This window comes from Kitasatospora sp. NPDC059599 (genome assembly GCF_042735125.1).
Lineage (GTDB): Bacteria > Actinomycetota > Actinomycetes > Streptomycetales > Streptomycetaceae > Kitasatospora.
Genome location: NZ_JBHWCL010000203.1, coordinates 1 through 14,697 on the forward strand (window position 1 = coordinate 1; position 14,697 = coordinate 14,697).

Consider the following 14,697-nt stretch of genomic DNA (forward strand, 5'->3'; position numbering starts at 1 on the left):
GCCGGAGGCCGGCCCCGCCGTAGCGGCCGCACCGGGCACGAACGCACCGGGCACGACCGGGCCAGGCACGACCGGGCCGGGCCACCCGACCCGGGACGAGCGGACCGAGGGTGCGCGCCCTGCTGTCCCCGCCATGGTGCAGGGTGGGGGCCATGCTTGCTGATCATCACGAGTACGACGTGGTCGTCACCGTCGTGACCCCGACGGGGATCACCGTCCACGCGGACGGGCACGACGGCTTCCTCGACCGGACCAAGCACCCCTCATGGTGGTCGGACACTCCCCCCGCCGCGGTCGGCGACCGGATGCGCGCGGTGGTCCTGGACGCCGGCAGGACGCCGCCGCGGTTCAGCGCCCTCCCGACCGACATCCGGACGGCCCGGAGCCTGCGCCACACCGAACCGCTGGAACGCCTCTGCCCGCCGCCCGCCCCCCGCGGCCGCCTCGACGTGGAGTGGGCCGCCGTGGAGGAGGCGCTGGGCACCGCCCTGCCCGCCGACTACAAGCGGCTCGTCCGGACGTACGGCGGCGGCCTCTTCGGGGGGACGCTCTGGCTGCTGGAACCGGACTGCCCGGAGGCGATGTACGACCTGGTCGCGCAGACCGCGGAACGTGCGGAGATCCTCGCCGAACTCTGGGAAGCGGGCGAGGAGAAGCCGTCGGAACTCGGTGAGGGCGACGTCAGGCTGGTGCCCTGGGGGTACGTGGAGGGCGCGGGGCACGTCCTGTACTGGCTGGTCCGGCCCGGTGTCGAGCCGGAGGAATGGACCGTCATCCTCAACGAGGGGCGCGGCCCCTTCTGGGAGGCCCACCCGGTCCCGTGCAGCCGGTTCCTCCTCGACGTGGTGGCCGGCACGTCGCCGTCGTTCTACTTCACCGACCTCGACGGCATCGTCGCCCCGGAGGACAGGACGCGCTTCACGCCCACCGCGCAGATCCTCGGCACGTAGCAACCGGCCGCGGCGGCCTCCGAGGGCACCCGGACGCCTCCCGGAAGGGCCCTGCGCGGTTCCGCGGCGCACCGACCACGGAAGTTGGGCCGTCTCCACATTTCTGCGGCCGTCCTCGAAACGCCCAGATCAGCGCCCTGAGACACCCGTGGGACGGCCCCGACCCGGTCCCGTCCGGCATTCGAGGGCCTCCCACGCGCCTACGGTTGACGACGTGTCGGACCGGCAACCCGACGGTTGCCACACCGCACACGAAGCACGATCAGCTCGAAAAGCACGATAAGCACGAAAAGCACGAGAAGTTGGGAAACGCACCATGAAGCTGAACACCAAGGCGGCGCTGCGCAGGGGAGCGGCCACCGTCTCCGCCGCCCTCCTCCTGGTCGGCATCGGCGCCTCGGCGGCGAGCGCCCAGCCCGGCGCGCGCAACGTCCGCTACGGCGACCGCGGTTCGGCCGTGACGTGCGTCCAGCTCGCGCTCAACCACTGGAACTCCCACCGCGGCCCCGGCCTGCCCCACCCCGAGATGGCCCTGGACGTGGACGGGCAGTTCGGTGGCGAGACCCTGCGGGTGCTGAAGGCCTACCAGAGCGCCCAGAACCTCGACGCCGACGGCGTCGTCGGTCCCCAGACCGGCGACCTGCTCTACTGGGCCCACCTCCACCAGAGCGACCCGTACTGCCACTCGGTCCTCCCGACCAAGTCCTGACCCTGCCTCTGACTCCGGCCCGGACTCTGACCCGGGAAGCTTGCCTCAAGCCGCCCGCCGGCCCTCCCCGCCAGGGGAAGGCCGGCGGGTGTCCGGCATTCGGTGGCCCGGACGGAGACGGTCCGAGGCCCTACGTCCGTCCCTCCATCACGTCTCAAGGGCCTTCGCCGCGTCGCGGATGACGTCGAGGACGACGTCCGGGCGGGAGAGCATGGGCACGTGGCTGCTGTCGACGGCGTGGGTCCTCGCACCCATGCGCTCGGCGGCCGCCCGCTCCAGGTCGGGGTTCACGGTGCGGTCGCCGTTCGCGACGATGTACCAACTCGGCTTCGTGCGCCACGCGGTGCCGGGGACCTGCTGGTCGAACAGGTCCGGTACGGGCACCGCGCCGGTCGCGAGGACGAGCTTCTGCTCGGCTGCCGGCAGATCGCCGCAGAAGTCGCCGATGCCCGACTCGCGGAGCCAGATACGGCCGTCGGAGACGTCGATGTGGTCGAAGACCGGCGTGCGCGGGAACTTGTCCTGCTGGCCCTGCGAGGTCTCGTCCTCGTCGGGGGCGAGCGCGGCGATGTAGACCAGGGCGCCCACGCGGTCGTGGGTACCGGCCTTGGTGATCAGGGTGCCGCCGTAGGAGTGGCCGACGAGCACGACCGGGCCGGGCACTCGGCCGATGGAGCGGGTGACGCACGCGACGTCGCCTTCGAGCGAGTCCAGGCCGTGCTGCGAACTCGACACCGCATGGCCCTCGGCCTGGAGCGCGGGGACGAGCTTGTTGAAGCACGACCCGTCGGCCCAGAGCCCGTGGGCGAAGACGATGCTTGCCTTGCCGGACATGATTTCCTCCTCCGTGGACGGCACATCTCGACGGATACTACGGCGCGTTCCCGTTCGGTCACCCTGAGTGCCAGTCGTGGCGTCGCGGCGCCTCGAGCCGGCCAGGTCGTCGACACCGCAACCAGGACACCGTGTGGCCGCGCATCACCCACGACGCCGGTGACACCTGCCACTGCCTCTCCGGTGCGAGCCGCTCCGACACCGGCTGCTGACTGCCGACGGCACCGCCCGGACCACCGGGCGGTGCCGTCGGCAACCGGTGCCGCGGCGAGGGCCGCTCAGGTCCGGACGTGGTGTTCGATGTCCTCGTTGAAGCTGGTCAGGGCCTGCGCGGTGAGGGTGGGGCGGGTGCCGGAGATCGCCGCGAGGAAGTCGTCGGTGCCGGCGGGGACCCCGGCGCGGTGGGTGAACTCGTTCTCGAAGGCCTGCTGGGAGCCCTTGCGGGCGGCGTACTCGATGTCGGCGGGGGTGAACATCTCGCTGGCCGTGACCAGCCTGCCGATGTCGACGTGCTGCGCGGCGGGACCGAGGTAGCGGCGCCAGATCGCCTCGCGCGCGACGGCGTCGGGCGGACCGACGGGGATGACGTAGTCGAAGCGGCCCGGGCGCAGGAAGGCCGAGTCGAGGGTGCGCAGCGAGTTGGTGGCGCAGATGAGCAGCCGGTCGTCGTGGTCGCGGAACGCCGGGATGAGCTTGAGGAGTTCGTTGGTGACGCCGTGGCCCGGGTCGACCGCGGTGCCGGAGCGGGCGGCGGCGATCTCCTCGACCTCGTCGATGAACAGCAGCACGCTGTCGAGCTCGGCCAGGTCGGCGAAGGCCTCGCGCAGCGAGGCGGCGAGCGCCCCGTCGGCGTCGGCGGCCAGGCGCGAGGGGAAGAGTTCCACGAACGGCCAGCCCAGTCGGGAGGCGACCGCCTTGGCGAAGGTGGTCTTCCCGGTGCCGGGCGGACCGAAGAGGATCACCGCTTTCGGCTGGCGGACTCCGTAGCGTTCGGCCAACTCCGGTTCGGCGAGGGGGAGTACGACCCGCTTCTCGATGGTGTCCTTGGCCGCGTGCATGCCCGCGAGCTGCTCCCACAGGCCGTGCGGCATGACCCGGCCGCCGAGTTGGGCGAGCAGCCCCGCGTCGCCCGCGCCCCGGTGTTCCAGCTTCTCGTAGTAGACCAGGCCCTCCACGTGGCGGTAGCCGGAGTTCTCCAGAGCGCCCGTCCCGGTCGAGCCGGGGGTGAGGACCGCGCTGATCCGCCGCACCCCCTTGGCCCGCAGACGCTGTTCGATCTGCGTGATCAGCGCGCTGCCCAGGCCGCGGTTGCGCCACGCGCCGGACAGGGCCACGATCATGATCCAGCCGCGTTCGCCCTCGGCCCGCGCCACCACCATGCCGACCAGCTCGTCCCCGACCCGGGCGACCACCGCCGGCTGGCCCCCGCGGGCCGCGGCGACGACGTCGGAGACCGGGAACACGGGGAGCGACAGGTCGGCCTGTCGGCCCTGGTCCCACAGCTGGATCGCCTGGTCCAGGTCGTCGTCGTGGAAGTCCCGTAGGTGCCACACCGGCACGGCTGCCTCCTTGACCGCTCCTGGGGCCATTGTCCGCGCGGCCGTCACGGCGGGCGAGTCGCCGGCCCCTCCCGCCGGTGGTCAGGACGCCCGGGCCTGTCTTCGAGCCCCGGGCGCCGCCCCGCGGACGCGGGTCCGGAGAAGGGCGTCAGCCGTCAGTTCGCTTGATCCACTCGCTGGAGCCGGGCGGGTAGTCGAAGCCGGGGCGCTTGACGTCGGCGCTGGTGCGGAAGGGGACGCCCTTGTTGTCGACGCGGATGGTGCCGCGGCGGTTGCCGCTGGACCAGTCGAGTGCGAGGTCCCAGCGGACGTCGTGCGCCTTGGTGTGCGCGGTGACGTAGAAGACCTCCGGGTCGGACGCGCTGACCTTGTACGGGAAGTCGCGCTGGCCGCCCTTGACGGTGATCGTGGGGCTTCCCCGGTCGAGGTCGATGTCGAAGGACTTGGTATCGACCGCGCCGCCGCAGCCGACGCCCATCGAGTAGTCGTTCCATGCGAGCGGTGCGCCCTTGGCGGTGATCCGCACGTGCAGGGCCTCCAGGACGACCGTCTCCGCTCCGCTGCCCTGGACGGTGAGGGCGACCTCCTGTTCGTCGGAGGACACTGCGCCGTAGGCACCGGCCCAGCGCGGGGCGTCGCGTTCGCCTGCGGGCGGCCCGACCTGGGCGGGCGCGCTGTTGACGAGGAAGTGCTGGCTGCACTGGTCGGCGTAGACGTACGGGCGGACGCCGACGGTGAGCGGCGCGGGTGCGTCGTCCGGCGGGGTGGGCGTGGGGGTGGAGGTCGGGCTCGTGGCCGCCGTGGTGGCGGTGCTGCCCGTCGCGGTCCCGGTGGGGGGCGGCTCCGGCAGGGCCGTGGTGCCCGCACCCGTGTCTGTACCCGTGCCCGTGCCCGTGCCCGTACCCGTACCCGTGTTCGTTCCCGTTCCCGCCGCCGTCGTCCCTGTGCCGGCCGCCCGGCCGCCGTCGCCGCCCCAGAGCACGGGCCGTACGACGATCACCGCGGTGGTCAGCACGGCGAGGGCCGCGGCGGAGGCGATCAGCGCGGTGCGGCGACGCCGCGGCGGGGCGGGCGGTGCCACCGCCTCGACGACCGGCGTTCCGGCGGCCTCCCCCTCGGGGGGTTCCGTCGCGGCGGCGGGTCCGGCCGGGTCGGCCGGAGCCGGGGCGGGCACGGGAACACCTGCCGGGGCGGGACCCGGTGGCGGCACCGGCGTGCCCGCCGTCGGCGGTTCGCCGGCCCGGTCCGTCCGGCGCGACCGGGCCGCGTCCGCCAGGATCCAGGCCCGGTGCAGCTCCACCAGCTCGTCCGGCGTGGCCCGGCACAGCCGTGCGATGCGCTCGGCCGACGCGTACTCGTTGGGCAGCGCGGTGCCGCTGCAGTAGCGGTGCAGCGTCGACGTGCTCGTGTGCAGCCGCTTGGCCAACGTTCCGTAACTCAGGCCCGAGCGGGTCTTGAGTTCGTGCAGCAGCCGCGCGAACTCAAGCGTCTCCGCGGCCCCAGTGCCCTCCGACACCTGTCCCCTCCGATCCCCCGGCGTCCCGTTCCGGCGTTCCAGGCCCGTTCCACCTCTGCTGGTCAGGGCCCGATTCGCCGTTCCACCCTACCCATCGTGCCGTCAGACGTTGTGGCCGGGACGGATCGCTCCGCAAGCTTCGGTCATCCGATCGACCCACCACCCGAGCACCTGCCGAAAGGGGCACGACCACATGTCCGTCCGCACCTCCCGCACCCGCCTGATCACCGCCGCCGCCAGCGTCGCACTCGCCGCCTTCACGATGACCGCGTGCGGCGACAACGGGGAGATCAAGTCGGCGGGCCCCGCGCCGTCGGTCAGGTTCACCAGCTTCGCCGGGGCGCCCACCTCGCCGGCGGCCGACCCGGCGGCACCCCCGGCGTCCGCCGCCCCCGGGTCCGCCGCTTCCAAGCCCGCCGCGAACGCCCCCGCGAACGCCTCGCCGAACGCCCCCGCGAACACCTCCGCGCCGAAGGCCCCCGCCGCTCCCGCCGCCACCAAGCCGACCACCTGCGAGGGCTCCAACACCAAGACCACCGCCGCCCCGCTGAACCGCCCCGTGAACCACATGCTGCTCACGGTCACCAACACCGGCTCCGGCATCTGCTACCTCCACGGCTACCCGGCCGTCCGCTTCGGCGAGGCCCAGGCCGTGCCCCCGGTGATCACCGACTCGAAGCCGCAGGCGGTCGTCACGCTCAAGCCCGGCGAGTCCGGCTACGCCTCCGTGAACCTGTCCTCCACGGACGGCACCGACGGCTCCAACGGCCACACCGTGACGTCCCTGGCCGTCTACTTCCACGGCCCCTCCGGCAACGAGAGCGTCGGCGCGGGCGCCAACCCGGCGCTGCCCCCGAAGGGCGTCTACGTGGACGACTCCCTCAAGGTCACCTACTGGCAGCAGTCGATGGACGACGCCGTCTCCTGGTGACACCGGCGGCACCCGAACAGCCTTCAGCACCCGAACAGCCTTCAGTACCCGACCCGAAAGCAGGCACCACCATGCGCAGCACCCCTCGCAGGATCGCCCGGCACCTGGTCGTCTACGTCGGCACGGCCTTCCGGATCCTCGTCCTCGGCCGTCCGGACGACCCGGACCTCTCCCGGCGGGCCGGCCTCTCCTGGCGCTGAGGCCCGGCGCCCCGCCCCACGACACCGACCCCGGCGGCCGCCCGGCGGTTCGCCGACCCGCACCGCGCACCTTGGAGTCCGCATGGCACTACGGATGGCAGTCACAGCCGAGCCGATACCGTCGCACGTGTCCGCGCTCGACTACGTCACCGTCCCGGCCGTGGAGCAGGGCCACGAGGTCACGCTCTACGCCCCCCACATGTTCCGCCTCGAAGCCCGGCGGCGAGGGGTGGCGTTCCACGGGGCGGGAACGGACTGGACCTGTGCTCCCGCCGTCCAGCGGTCGGCGAGCGGGATCTGGCGGGATCGCGGGAACGTCGCCTTCAACCGCTACGCCTTCGGCCGGCTCTGGCCGGACAACGCCGGACGGAAGGCCCGTGACCTGATCACCGCGTGGACCCGCACGCGGCCCGATCTGGTGATCGCCGAGTGCGGCGACTTCGGCGCGCACCTGGCGGCGAAGGTCCTGGACCTGCCCGTGTTCGCGGCCGACAACGGTCTCGGCCCGGTGCTCCTGGACCTCTGGGACACCGACATCGCGCCCGCGCTGACCCCCCTCCACCAGCAGTACGGGCGGGACACGCCCGTACTGCCCCCGATGCTCGTCCCTGCGCCGGTTGCGTGGTTCCACGCGACGCCCCCGCCCTCGGCGCACGCCGTCGCACGCACCGTCGCCGCGTCCTGGTCGACCCTCCCCGAGCGGCTGGACCGTTCCTCCTCCCGCCCGCTGGTCTACGTGAGCCTCGGCACCCTGGCCACCACGATGACCGGCCTGCGTACCGTGGTCGGGAACGTCTACCGGGAGATCATGGCCGCGATCTCCGGAACCGGCTGCGACGCGATCGTGTCCGCGGGAGACCTCGCCGGGGAACTGCACAGCGCGGACCCCCGCATCACGGTCGTCGGGCACGCCCCGCAGCCCGCCCTCCTGCACCGTGCCGACCTGTTCGTGACGCACGGCGGACGGGCGTCCCTGCTCGACGCGGTGCAGGCCGCGACGCCCGTCCTGGGCATGGGCGTTCTCGCCGACCAGCCCGACAACACCGCCGCGTTCGCCCGGCGCGGCCTCGGCCGCGCGCTGCACCTCACGGCCACGCGCCGCGAGATCGCCGACGCCATGACGGCCGTCCTCGGAGATTCCCGCTACGCCGCCGCCATGAGCGCCGCCGCCGCCGAGCTGGCACAGCTGCCGCCACTGGACATCACGGCCCTGTACGACGGGCGGGTACGGTGCCGACCGGGTGGGACCCGACGTCGGGCGTCCGCCGACGCGGCACGGTCGTGGCCGGACGGCGCCGTCTGCCTCTGACGGCGCACGACCCGACGGCGCACGACCCGACCGCACACGACCCGACGGCGCGCGGCGTGGGCCTGCCGGTACGACCACGGCGGGGAGAGGGGTGCTCCCGTCGATCCGGTCCGTCCGGTGAGCCGCGCCGGCGTCCATCGGGCCCGCCCGGCACCGATCCCCACCGGGAACGTCAGCGAGAACGCCGCCGGGGCGCCGAAGCCGGACCGCCCGGGTGCCGACTCCGTGAGTGGGCACCCGGGCGGTCCGGGGGTCTCCGGGATGCCCGGAGGTGGGTGTCGCGCGGTCAGACGGTGACCCGTTCGGTCCGCTCCGCCTGGACACCGGCGGGCTGCTCGGGGGCGGTGGCGGAGGTGCCCTCCCGGGGCGCGGGGAGCACGGCCATGATCGCGCCGGAGATCACGATGGTCGCCGCCCAGGCGAGCCCGTACCTGCCGACGGGGGTGTCGGAGAGCGGGCCGGCGAACCAGTCGCACTTGGTGAAGGCGAGCCCCATCAGCAGCGCGAGCACCCAGGACACCATCGCCTGCCAGCAGAAGCCGCCCACGTACCAGTACCGGCTGTTCCGGGTGGTGTCCATCAGCGCGTCGGCGTCGTAGCGCACCGCACGCGAGCGGCGGCGGAACATGTCCACCGCGTAGACGCCGATCCAGGCCGAGAAGGAGACGGCGAGCAGGATCAGGAAGGTGATGAAGGAGCCGAGGAAGCTCTTGGCGACCAGCATCAGCAGCAGGCCGCCGACCAGCGAGATCACGGCGTTGATGCTGACGGCCATGGCGCGCGGCAGCTTGACGCCCATGGTCTGCGCGGTGAAGCCGGCCGAGTACATGGAGAGGCTGTTGATCAGCAGCATGCCCACGATCGCGGTCAGCAGGTAGGGCACGGCCAGCCAGGTCGGCAGCAGGTCACCGAGGAAGGAGACCGGGTCCGCGGCCTGCGCCAGGCCGGGCGAGGCCACCGCCATCACGGCACCCATCAGCACCATCGGCACCATCACCAGGCCGGCGCCGGAGACCGTCACGCCGACGATCTTCTTGCCGGAGGCGGCGTGCGGCAGGTAGCGGGCGAAGTCCGGGCCGGTGGGGACCCAGCTGATGCCACCGGCGGCGATGGTCCCGATGCCGGCGATCATCATCGCGGTGGTGCCCGCGGGCTTGGCGAAGACCTCGCTCCAGTGCATGGTCGCGACCAGGTAGCCCAGCACGAGGACGCTGAAGACGCCGAAGAGGTACGTCGACCAGGTGTTGCACACGTTCAGGGCCTTCCGGCCCATGCCGGAGACCAGGAAGGTGCAGGCGACGAAGAGGAAGAGCGTGATGACGATCAGCGCGGTGTTGCTCTTGATGCCGAAGAGCAGGTCGAGAACGGTCAGCACGGCGTAGGCGCCGGTGACGGCGTTGATCGTCTCCCAGCCGAACCGGGCGATCCAGAGGATCGCGCCGGGGAAGAGGTTCCCGCGCACACCGAAGGTGGCCCGGGAGAGCGTGGCACCCGGGGCCCCGCCCCACTTGCCGGAGACCGACAGCACGCCGACCATGCCGAAGGAGGCGAGCGCGGCGCACGCGGCGACGATCAGGACCTGCCAGAAGTTCAGCTGGTTGAACACCACCAGGGCCGCACCCATGGTGAGCAGCAGCACACTGATGTTCGCCGCGACCCAGGTCGGGAAGAGCTCGCGGACTCTGCCCCGGCGTTCGTGGTCCGGGACGGGTTCGATACCGCGGGTCTCTATCGCACCGTCGACGTCGGCGGTGGACTGGTTGTCCATGAGGGTGGCTCCGTGCGTGTGAAGCGGGAGATGAATAGGGCAAATGGGACATTTATGGAACTCTTCGCGCGTAGCGCGGGAGTTGAGTCATCCTACTTTGTTGCAGATGTGACCTGATTGATGCGGTTGCCTGCTAAGAGCGCCAGAGGGCCGGACGGGCGTGCGGCCGGGTGGCCCTCCGGTACGCCCCGCCGGCCCTCGACCGGTACACCGCACGCCCCTTGGGGCCCGGGCGGGAGCGCCCGTTGCGGCACGCTCGCCTTGGCTGGTGGTGCCCGTGTCCACCGGGCGGAGCGCGAAGACCGCCACCCCTCGCGTGTGACCGTCGTCACCTGCGATCGGGCTCGGCGCCGCCGTCCCGCTGTCCGCCGAGGATCGGCCTCGGCTGCCGCGCGGAGACTGGCGCGTGAAGGCCGCCGCGCGAGGGCCGCCCGCGCGAGGGTCGCCGCGTGCAGGCCGCCCGCGCGGAGGCCGTCGATCAGACGGCCGCCGACCTGCCGTTTCGGCGGGATCGGCATCAGGACCCCCCGGATCCCCCGATCCCCCCATCCCCGACCGGGCGTTCCGGCCGGCCGGGCAAGCCGGCGGATCGATCCGCTTGACCTCAAGTCGACTTCACCTACAAGACTGGCGGCATGCCGAACGACACCGCAGCCATCCGCCAACCCGCCACCACCGAACCGAACATGACCGACCGCCACCTGACCGAATCCCTCCCGCTGGCCGACACCGCGCTCGACGAGATCGCCGGACAGCTGGCCGTCGGGGCGACGGTGGTCGGCATCGGGGAGTCCACACGCTTCTCCCGGGAGACCTTCGGGGTCCGGGACCAACTGTTCCGCCGACTGGTCCGGGACCACGGCTTCCGCGCGCTGGCCGTCCAGGACGACGCGGGTGCCGCGGCCGCCCTCGACGCGTACGTGCGCGGTGGCCGGGGTTCGGCCGCGTCCGCGCTGGCCGACGCCTGGAAGCCCTGGCGCACCGCCGAGACGGTCACGGCCCTGGAGTGGATCCGGACGTTCAACCGGGACCACGCGGACGACCCGGTCCGGATCTTCGGCGTGAAACCGGCCCAGGCGGGGCCCGCGGACTACGACGCCGTCCTGGAACACGTCCGCGCGTCGGCGCCCGAGCGGCTCGCGCAGGTGACGGCCCACCTGGAACCCATCCGCACCGCCCACGAGACCGACGAGCACATCCAGCGGGCGCGGGGAATCCACCCGGGCCGGCCGTTCGCCGAACACGCCCGCGACGCTCTCTTGCTGGTCGAATCCCTCCCCGGCGCCGACGACCGAGCGGACGGCGCGGTCGCCCGGATGCGCCTGATCGCGCGCTTCCACGAGCACAGCGTCGCCGGGCGCGGCACCTACGCGGGCGAGGCCGAGACCTGGGCCGACGCCGTCGCCGACTTCCGGCACCGGACCGGCCTGCGCACCGTCTACTGGGACGGCATCGCGCACACGTCGGCGGCCGACACGGTGCTGGGCCTGGCCCCCGAACGCGGTCCGCAGGCCACTGTCGGCAGCCTGTTGCGCAAGCGCTACGGCGCGCAGTACGTCTCCGCGGCGATCGGCTTCCACCACGGAGACCTCGGCGTCGCCGTCGTCCCGGACCCGGCCGCGGACCTCGTCGACGCGAGGCTCGGCGGCACGGACCTGCCCGCCCGCTGGCTGGACCTGCGCCACGACGACGTCCGCAGCCAGTGGGACGGACCTGCGAAGGCCCGCGTCATCAGCGGCGTCTACACCCCGGCCCGCGACGCCGCCGAACACCTGGCCGTCGCCTCCCTGGCCGACGCCTTCGACGTCCTCATCCACATCCGCCAGGCCTCCCCGGTACGCCGGCTGCCCTGACCCCGACGGAAACGACCGGCCGACCCCGAGGAGCCCCGACGAGGCCGGACGAGGCCGGAGGAGGCCGGACCAGCCCGGACGAGGCCTGGGCGGACGATCCGAGGTGCTGTGCCCGATTCGGCCGTCGGCCCGGCTCAGGAGGAGGGGTCGGCCGGGGAGTCCGGCTGGGGCCGCATCAGGAGCAGGTCCTCGCCCCAGGCGTCCAGCACCGCTGCGTGGCCGGCGGCCCGGGCATCCGCCTCGACCCGGGCGAAGAGCTGCTGTTGCCGCGTCACTTCGCCGGTCGCGGTGATCCGGGCGACGGTGTCCAACAGCGCGGTGCTCTCCCAGCCGGGCAACGGGAAGCGGTCCAGCTCCCAGGCCAGGTACTTGTTGTAGGGGCGGGGCCGGCGGTCCAGGGCGAAGAGCAGGTCGAGCAGGAATCCGACACTTGCGGCCGCGTCGAGGCGGCCGGCGAGCGGGTTGCCGTCGCGGTGGTTCTTGACCGAGCGGTAGAGCGAGTTGGTGTAGGCGTCCAGCAGGGCGGCGCAGGACCGGAAGGCCTCCTCGACGCCGAGCCGTCCCATCGCGGCGACGATCCGGGTGACCTCCCCGTCGCGGCGGTCGATCAGCACCCGGGAGCGGGCGATGGCGTACCGCTCCCAGTCGGCGGGCCGGCGGAACCGGTCGAGGGTGGTGACGACCAGGTCGAGCTGCGCGGAGCGGTAGCCGTCGAGCGCAGCCAGTTCGCTCGCCGTGTCGTCGGCGAGGACGACGTAGAGGTCGTGGTCGGAGTGACGGGTGGTCATGCCGTCGTGGGCCCGGGAACCCTTGAGGACGAGACCGACGACGGCCGGGTCGGCCGTCGCGGCGGCGACGAACGCCGCGAAGTCCGGTGTCACGTCAGGTCCTTGCGCATCAGGGCGCACATCGTCTCGTACCGCCGGAGCGAGCCGTCCTCGGTCTCGACGTCCCAGGAGTCGAGCGCGCGGCCGAAGGCCCGGTACCCCAGGCGTTCGTACAGGGCGCGGGCGCGCGGATTGCCCTCCTCGACGCCGAGTTCGGCGCGGGTCAGGCCCCGGGCGGCGATCCGCTGCTCGGCGGAGCGGATCAGCAGGGTGCCGATCCCGCAGGACTGCAGGGCCGGGTGGACGCCGAGCTGCCAGAGCGTTCCGGCGCCGGGCGTGACCGTGTAGTCGATGCCGCCGACCGCCACCGGGAACCCGACCGGTGTGCAGACCGCCAGGTAGTCGATCTCGCCCGCCTCGGCACGGCGGATCTGGTGGACGAGCTCGCGCACGTGCTTCGGGGAGCCGGCCCAGCCGCAGGACGGCACATCCGCATCGGTGAGGTCGCGCACCGACAGGCGCAGCCCGATCCCGGTCATCGCCGTGCCCCTTTCGATTCCGACAGCGGCCGTCTCCCATTCCAGCAAGCCGATCCCCCTGCTGTCCAAGGCATTTCGGACCGGCCCCGGCATCAGCCGGAAAGGGCCTGCGCTCGGACCGGGGCAGTGCGTCGGTCCGGGTCGGGCGCGGTCCGGCACGATCGAACCGGTGGAGCTGCCGAACCGGTGGGGATGGCTGCGGGCACACGCTCCCCGGTTCCCTGCGGCCGTGGAGCACGACCGGGACGGCTCGTCGACACTCCGCGAGGTGGTCCGGTCGTGGATGTTCGGACTCGGCCTCACCGCCCAGCGGGCGACACCCCGGTAGAGGTCGTACGGCCCGGGAGGATGGCGTACGAGCCGTGGCCGTCGTCGATCTTGTCGGTGGTAGACGCTTCCGGGCCCGGGTAGCGGTGATCACGCCGGACGGCCCCGCCGTGCTGATGTGGTTCACCCCGGACTGAGCCCGCCGACCGGCTGTCCGCCCTGCGTCAGGGCATCAGGGCATCAGGGCATCAGGGGGATCGGAGGGGGCCGGCGACAGGTCCGAAATCCAGGGATGCCCCGGGTGCACGCGGGCGAGTAGTCCGCTCAGGGTCGCGCGCTGAGCCGGGGTCAGGTGCGGGACGGTCGCGTCGAAGTCCGTCTGGTCCTTCGGGCGGACGTGCTTGGCCTTGAAGAGCAGGACCAGTTCGGGTGCCAGGTACGGGATGCCGTCCGCGGTGTGGTGGACGATGTCGCCGTAGGGGAGCCGGATCGTCCCGTCGCGTCGGCAGATCCAGGTGTCGCCGTCGTGCGGTTCGCGGAACACGTCGAGCAGGTAGTTTCCCGTGGCCGGATCGCGGAGCCAGGTCTGGTGTACGGCGGCCAGCACCTCCGGTGCGGCGTCCTCCCAGATCCGGCCGCTGCCTGCCGCGTCGAAGACGAATCCGGGGAAGCGGTTGCGGACTTCGGGAAACGTCGCCGCCGGAATCGCGATCTCGAGGTCTCCGTGAGCGCGTGTCTGCCTGCCGAGGAACAGGTCGAGTGCCCAGCCCGCGGCCACGTACCAGGGGGTGTCGATCCCGGCCAGCTGCCGCGCGACCTCACTCGGGGTCCAGCAGGACGACCACCTGGTGTGGAGGGCTTCGATCTCGTCGGGCGACAGTTCGATGCCGCCGCTGGGCAGTTGCTCGCTCATCGCGGGAATCTATCAGCGAACTCGAAGGCCACCGGCCTTGTCGAGGACGGAGACCAGCGGGGCGTGGAGCCGTACGTGGCCGGTGGCCGTACAAGGTCACCAGCCGGCCAGTCAGCCAGCGGGCCGGCCGGGAGGGTCAGCGCTTCGCGTCGTCCTGGGCGGCGAGGGCGCAGGGGGCCGCCCACAGGGGGACGACCCGGACGGGGGCGGCGCCGCCGCGGGTGCGGGGCTCGGTGATGCGGTGGGGCCCGGTGGTCGGCCGGATCGTCCTCATGCGGGTGGCGGTGGCGTGTGCGGGGGTCATGGTCGAAAACCTAGCGGCCGGCACTGACAGTCCTCGGGGGCCGACGGCGAGGGGGTGGGTCCGGCGGCGGTCGTCGCGCGCACTGCCCGTGAACGCGGACGAGGTCCGGTACCTGGGTGGGTACCGGACCTCGTCCGAACTGTGGAGCGCCAGGCCCGGGTTGCACGGACTCTTCCTACTGAAAGTAGGACGTGCTCTGGTAGCACCGCTGACGCCTG

Annotated in this window: 14 protein-coding genes; 6 read left to right on the forward strand and 8 right to left on the reverse strand. The window is 72.7% G+C overall.

What is annotated here, in order from left to right; all coding sequences use genetic code 11:
• The first annotated feature begins 152 nt into the window (after window positions 1-152).
• Window positions 153-950, forward strand: a complete 798-nt coding sequence (locus tag ACFV04_RS40250; RefSeq protein WP_380536026.1) for an SMI1/KNR4 family protein — start codon at window positions 153-155, stop codon at window positions 948-950.
• Window positions 951-1,266: 316 nt separating this feature from the next.
• Window positions 1,267-1,659 (forward strand): peptidoglycan-binding protein, encoded by a 393-nt coding sequence (locus ACFV04_RS40255; protein WP_380345725.1) that lies wholly within the window; start codon window positions 1,267-1,269, stop codon window positions 1,657-1,659.
• A gap of 147 nt (window positions 1,660-1,806) precedes the next feature.
• Here ACFV04_RS40255 and ACFV04_RS40260 read toward each other — a convergent pair whose 3' ends face one another.
• The 3 genes from ACFV04_RS40260 to ACFV04_RS40270 all read right to left on the reverse strand — a co-directional run bounded on the left by ACFV04_RS40260 (window position 1,807) and on the right by ACFV04_RS40270 (window position 5,568).
• On the reverse strand, window positions 1,807-2,493 hold the full coding sequence (locus ACFV04_RS40260; RefSeq protein WP_380536029.1) for an alpha/beta fold hydrolase: 687 nt from the start codon (window positions 2,491-2,493) through the stop codon (window positions 1,807-1,809).
• Between the two features lie 278 nt (window positions 2,494-2,771).
• Window positions 2,772-4,082 (reverse strand): ATP-binding protein, encoded by a 1,311-nt coding sequence (locus tag ACFV04_RS40265; protein ID WP_380536031.1) that lies wholly within the window; start codon window positions 4,080-4,082, stop codon window positions 2,772-2,774.
• A gap of 118 nt (window positions 4,083-4,200) precedes the next feature.
• The gene (locus tag ACFV04_RS40270; protein ID WP_380536033.1) at window positions 4,201-5,568 is read right to left on the reverse strand and encodes a helix-turn-helix domain-containing protein; all 1,368 of its coding nucleotides are present in this window, start codon (window positions 5,566-5,568) and stop codon (window positions 4,201-4,203) included.
• 193 nt (window positions 5,569-5,761) lie between these two features.
• Between ACFV04_RS40270 and ACFV04_RS40275 the strand changes: the two genes are divergently transcribed.
• The 3 genes from ACFV04_RS40275 (at window position 5,762) to ACFV04_RS40285 (ending at window position 8,008) form a co-directional block, all read left to right on the forward strand.
• Window positions 5,762-6,499, forward strand: coding sequence for a DUF4232 domain-containing protein (locus tag ACFV04_RS40275; RefSeq protein ID WP_380536035.1), 738 nt, complete (start codon window positions 5,762-5,764; stop codon window positions 6,497-6,499).
• A gap of 71 nt (window positions 6,500-6,570) precedes the next feature.
• The gene (locus tag ACFV04_RS40280; protein WP_380345715.1) at window positions 6,571-6,699 is read left to right on the forward strand and encodes a hypothetical protein; all 129 of its coding nucleotides are present in this window, start codon (window positions 6,571-6,573) and stop codon (window positions 6,697-6,699) included.
• Window positions 6,700-6,793: 94 nt separating this feature from the next.
• Window positions 6,794-8,008, forward strand: coding sequence for a glycosyltransferase (locus ACFV04_RS40285; RefSeq protein WP_380345713.1), 1,215 nt, complete (start codon window positions 6,794-6,796; stop codon window positions 8,006-8,008).
• Between the two features lie 286 nt (window positions 8,009-8,294).
• Here ACFV04_RS40285 and ACFV04_RS40290 read toward each other — a convergent pair whose 3' ends face one another.
• A complete protein-coding gene (locus tag ACFV04_RS40290) occupies window positions 8,295-9,776 on the reverse strand; it encodes a purine-cytosine permease family protein (protein ID WP_380345711.1) in 1,482 nt (493 codons plus the stop codon).
• 635 nt (window positions 9,777-10,411) lie between these two features.
• On the opposite strand from ACFV04_RS40290, the gene ACFV04_RS40295 reads away from it, so the two are divergent.
• Window positions 10,412-11,629 carry an erythromycin esterase family protein gene (locus tag ACFV04_RS40295; RefSeq protein ID WP_380536038.1) on the forward strand — a complete coding sequence of 406 codons (1,218 nt, stop codon included), beginning with the start codon at window positions 10,412-10,414 and terminating at the stop codon, window positions 11,627-11,629.
• A 134-nt stretch (window positions 11,630-11,763) separates the two neighbouring features.
• On the opposite strand, the gene ACFV04_RS40300 is transcribed toward ACFV04_RS40295, so the two are convergent.
• The 4 genes from ACFV04_RS40300 to ACFV04_RS40315 form a co-directional block, all read right to left on the reverse strand.
• Window positions 11,764-12,510 (reverse strand): hypothetical protein, encoded by a 747-nt coding sequence (locus ACFV04_RS40300; RefSeq protein ID WP_380536040.1) that lies wholly within the window; start codon window positions 12,508-12,510, stop codon window positions 11,764-11,766.
• Window positions 12,507-12,995 (reverse strand): GNAT family N-acetyltransferase, encoded by a 489-nt coding sequence (locus tag ACFV04_RS40305; protein ID WP_380345706.1) that lies wholly within the window; start codon window positions 12,993-12,995, stop codon window positions 12,507-12,509. The genes ACFV04_RS40300 and ACFV04_RS40305 overlap by 4 nt, the downstream gene beginning before the upstream one ends.
• 499 nt (window positions 12,996-13,494) lie before the next feature.
• The gene (locus ACFV04_RS40310; RefSeq protein ID WP_380536042.1) at window positions 13,495-14,175 is read right to left on the reverse strand and encodes a nucleotidyltransferase domain-containing protein; all 681 of its coding nucleotides are present in this window, start codon (window positions 14,173-14,175) and stop codon (window positions 13,495-13,497) included.
• A 136-nt stretch (window positions 14,176-14,311) separates the two neighbouring features.
• On the reverse strand, window positions 14,312-14,479 hold the full coding sequence (locus ACFV04_RS40315) for a hypothetical protein (RefSeq protein WP_380536044.1): 168 nt from the start codon (window positions 14,477-14,479) through the stop codon (window positions 14,312-14,314).
• Window positions 14,480-14,697: the final 218 nt, after the last annotated feature.

Bases quoted from the DNA above. Each gene is read 5' to 3' on its own strand.
- ACFV04_RS40305 (WP_380345706.1), bottom strand. From the start codon at position 12,995: ATGACCGGGATCGGGCTGCGCCTGTCGGTGCGCGACCTCACCGATGCG.
- ACFV04_RS40285 (WP_380345713.1), top strand. From the start codon at position 6,794: ATGGCAGTCACAGCCGAGCCGATACCGTCGCACGTGTCCGCGCTCGAC.
- ACFV04_RS40265 (WP_380536031.1), bottom strand. From the start codon at position 4,082: ATGGCCCCAGGAGCGGTCAAGGAGGCAGCCGTGCCGGTGTGGCACCTA.
- ACFV04_RS40260 (WP_380536029.1), bottom strand. From the start codon at position 2,493: ATGTCCGGCAAGGCAAGCATCGTCTTCGCCCACGGGCTCTGGGCCGAC.
- ACFV04_RS40250 (WP_380536026.1), top strand. From the start codon at position 153: ATGCTTGCTGATCATCACGAGTACGACGTGGTCGTCACCGTCGTGACC.
- ACFV04_RS40295 (WP_380536038.1), top strand. From the start codon at position 10,412: ATGCCGAACGACACCGCAGCCATCCGCCAACCCGCCACCACCGAACCG.
- ACFV04_RS40255 (WP_380345725.1), top strand. From the start codon at position 1,267: ATGAAGCTGAACACCAAGGCGGCGCTGCGCAGGGGAGCGGCCACCGTC.
- ACFV04_RS40290 (WP_380345711.1), bottom strand. From the start codon at position 9,776: ATGGACAACCAGTCCACCGCCGACGTCGACGGTGCGATAGAGACCCGC.
- ACFV04_RS40315 (WP_380536044.1), bottom strand. From the start codon at position 14,479: ATGACCCCCGCACACGCCACCGCCACCCGCATGAGGACGATCCGGCCG.
- ACFV04_RS40310 (WP_380536042.1), bottom strand. From the start codon at position 14,175: ATGAGCGAGCAACTGCCCAGCGGCGGCATCGAACTGTCGCCCGACGAG.
- ACFV04_RS40280 (WP_380345715.1), top strand. From the start codon at position 6,571: ATGCGCAGCACCCCTCGCAGGATCGCCCGGCACCTGGTCGTCTACGTC.
- ACFV04_RS40275 (WP_380536035.1), top strand. From the start codon at position 5,762: ATGTCCGTCCGCACCTCCCGCACCCGCCTGATCACCGCCGCCGCCAGC.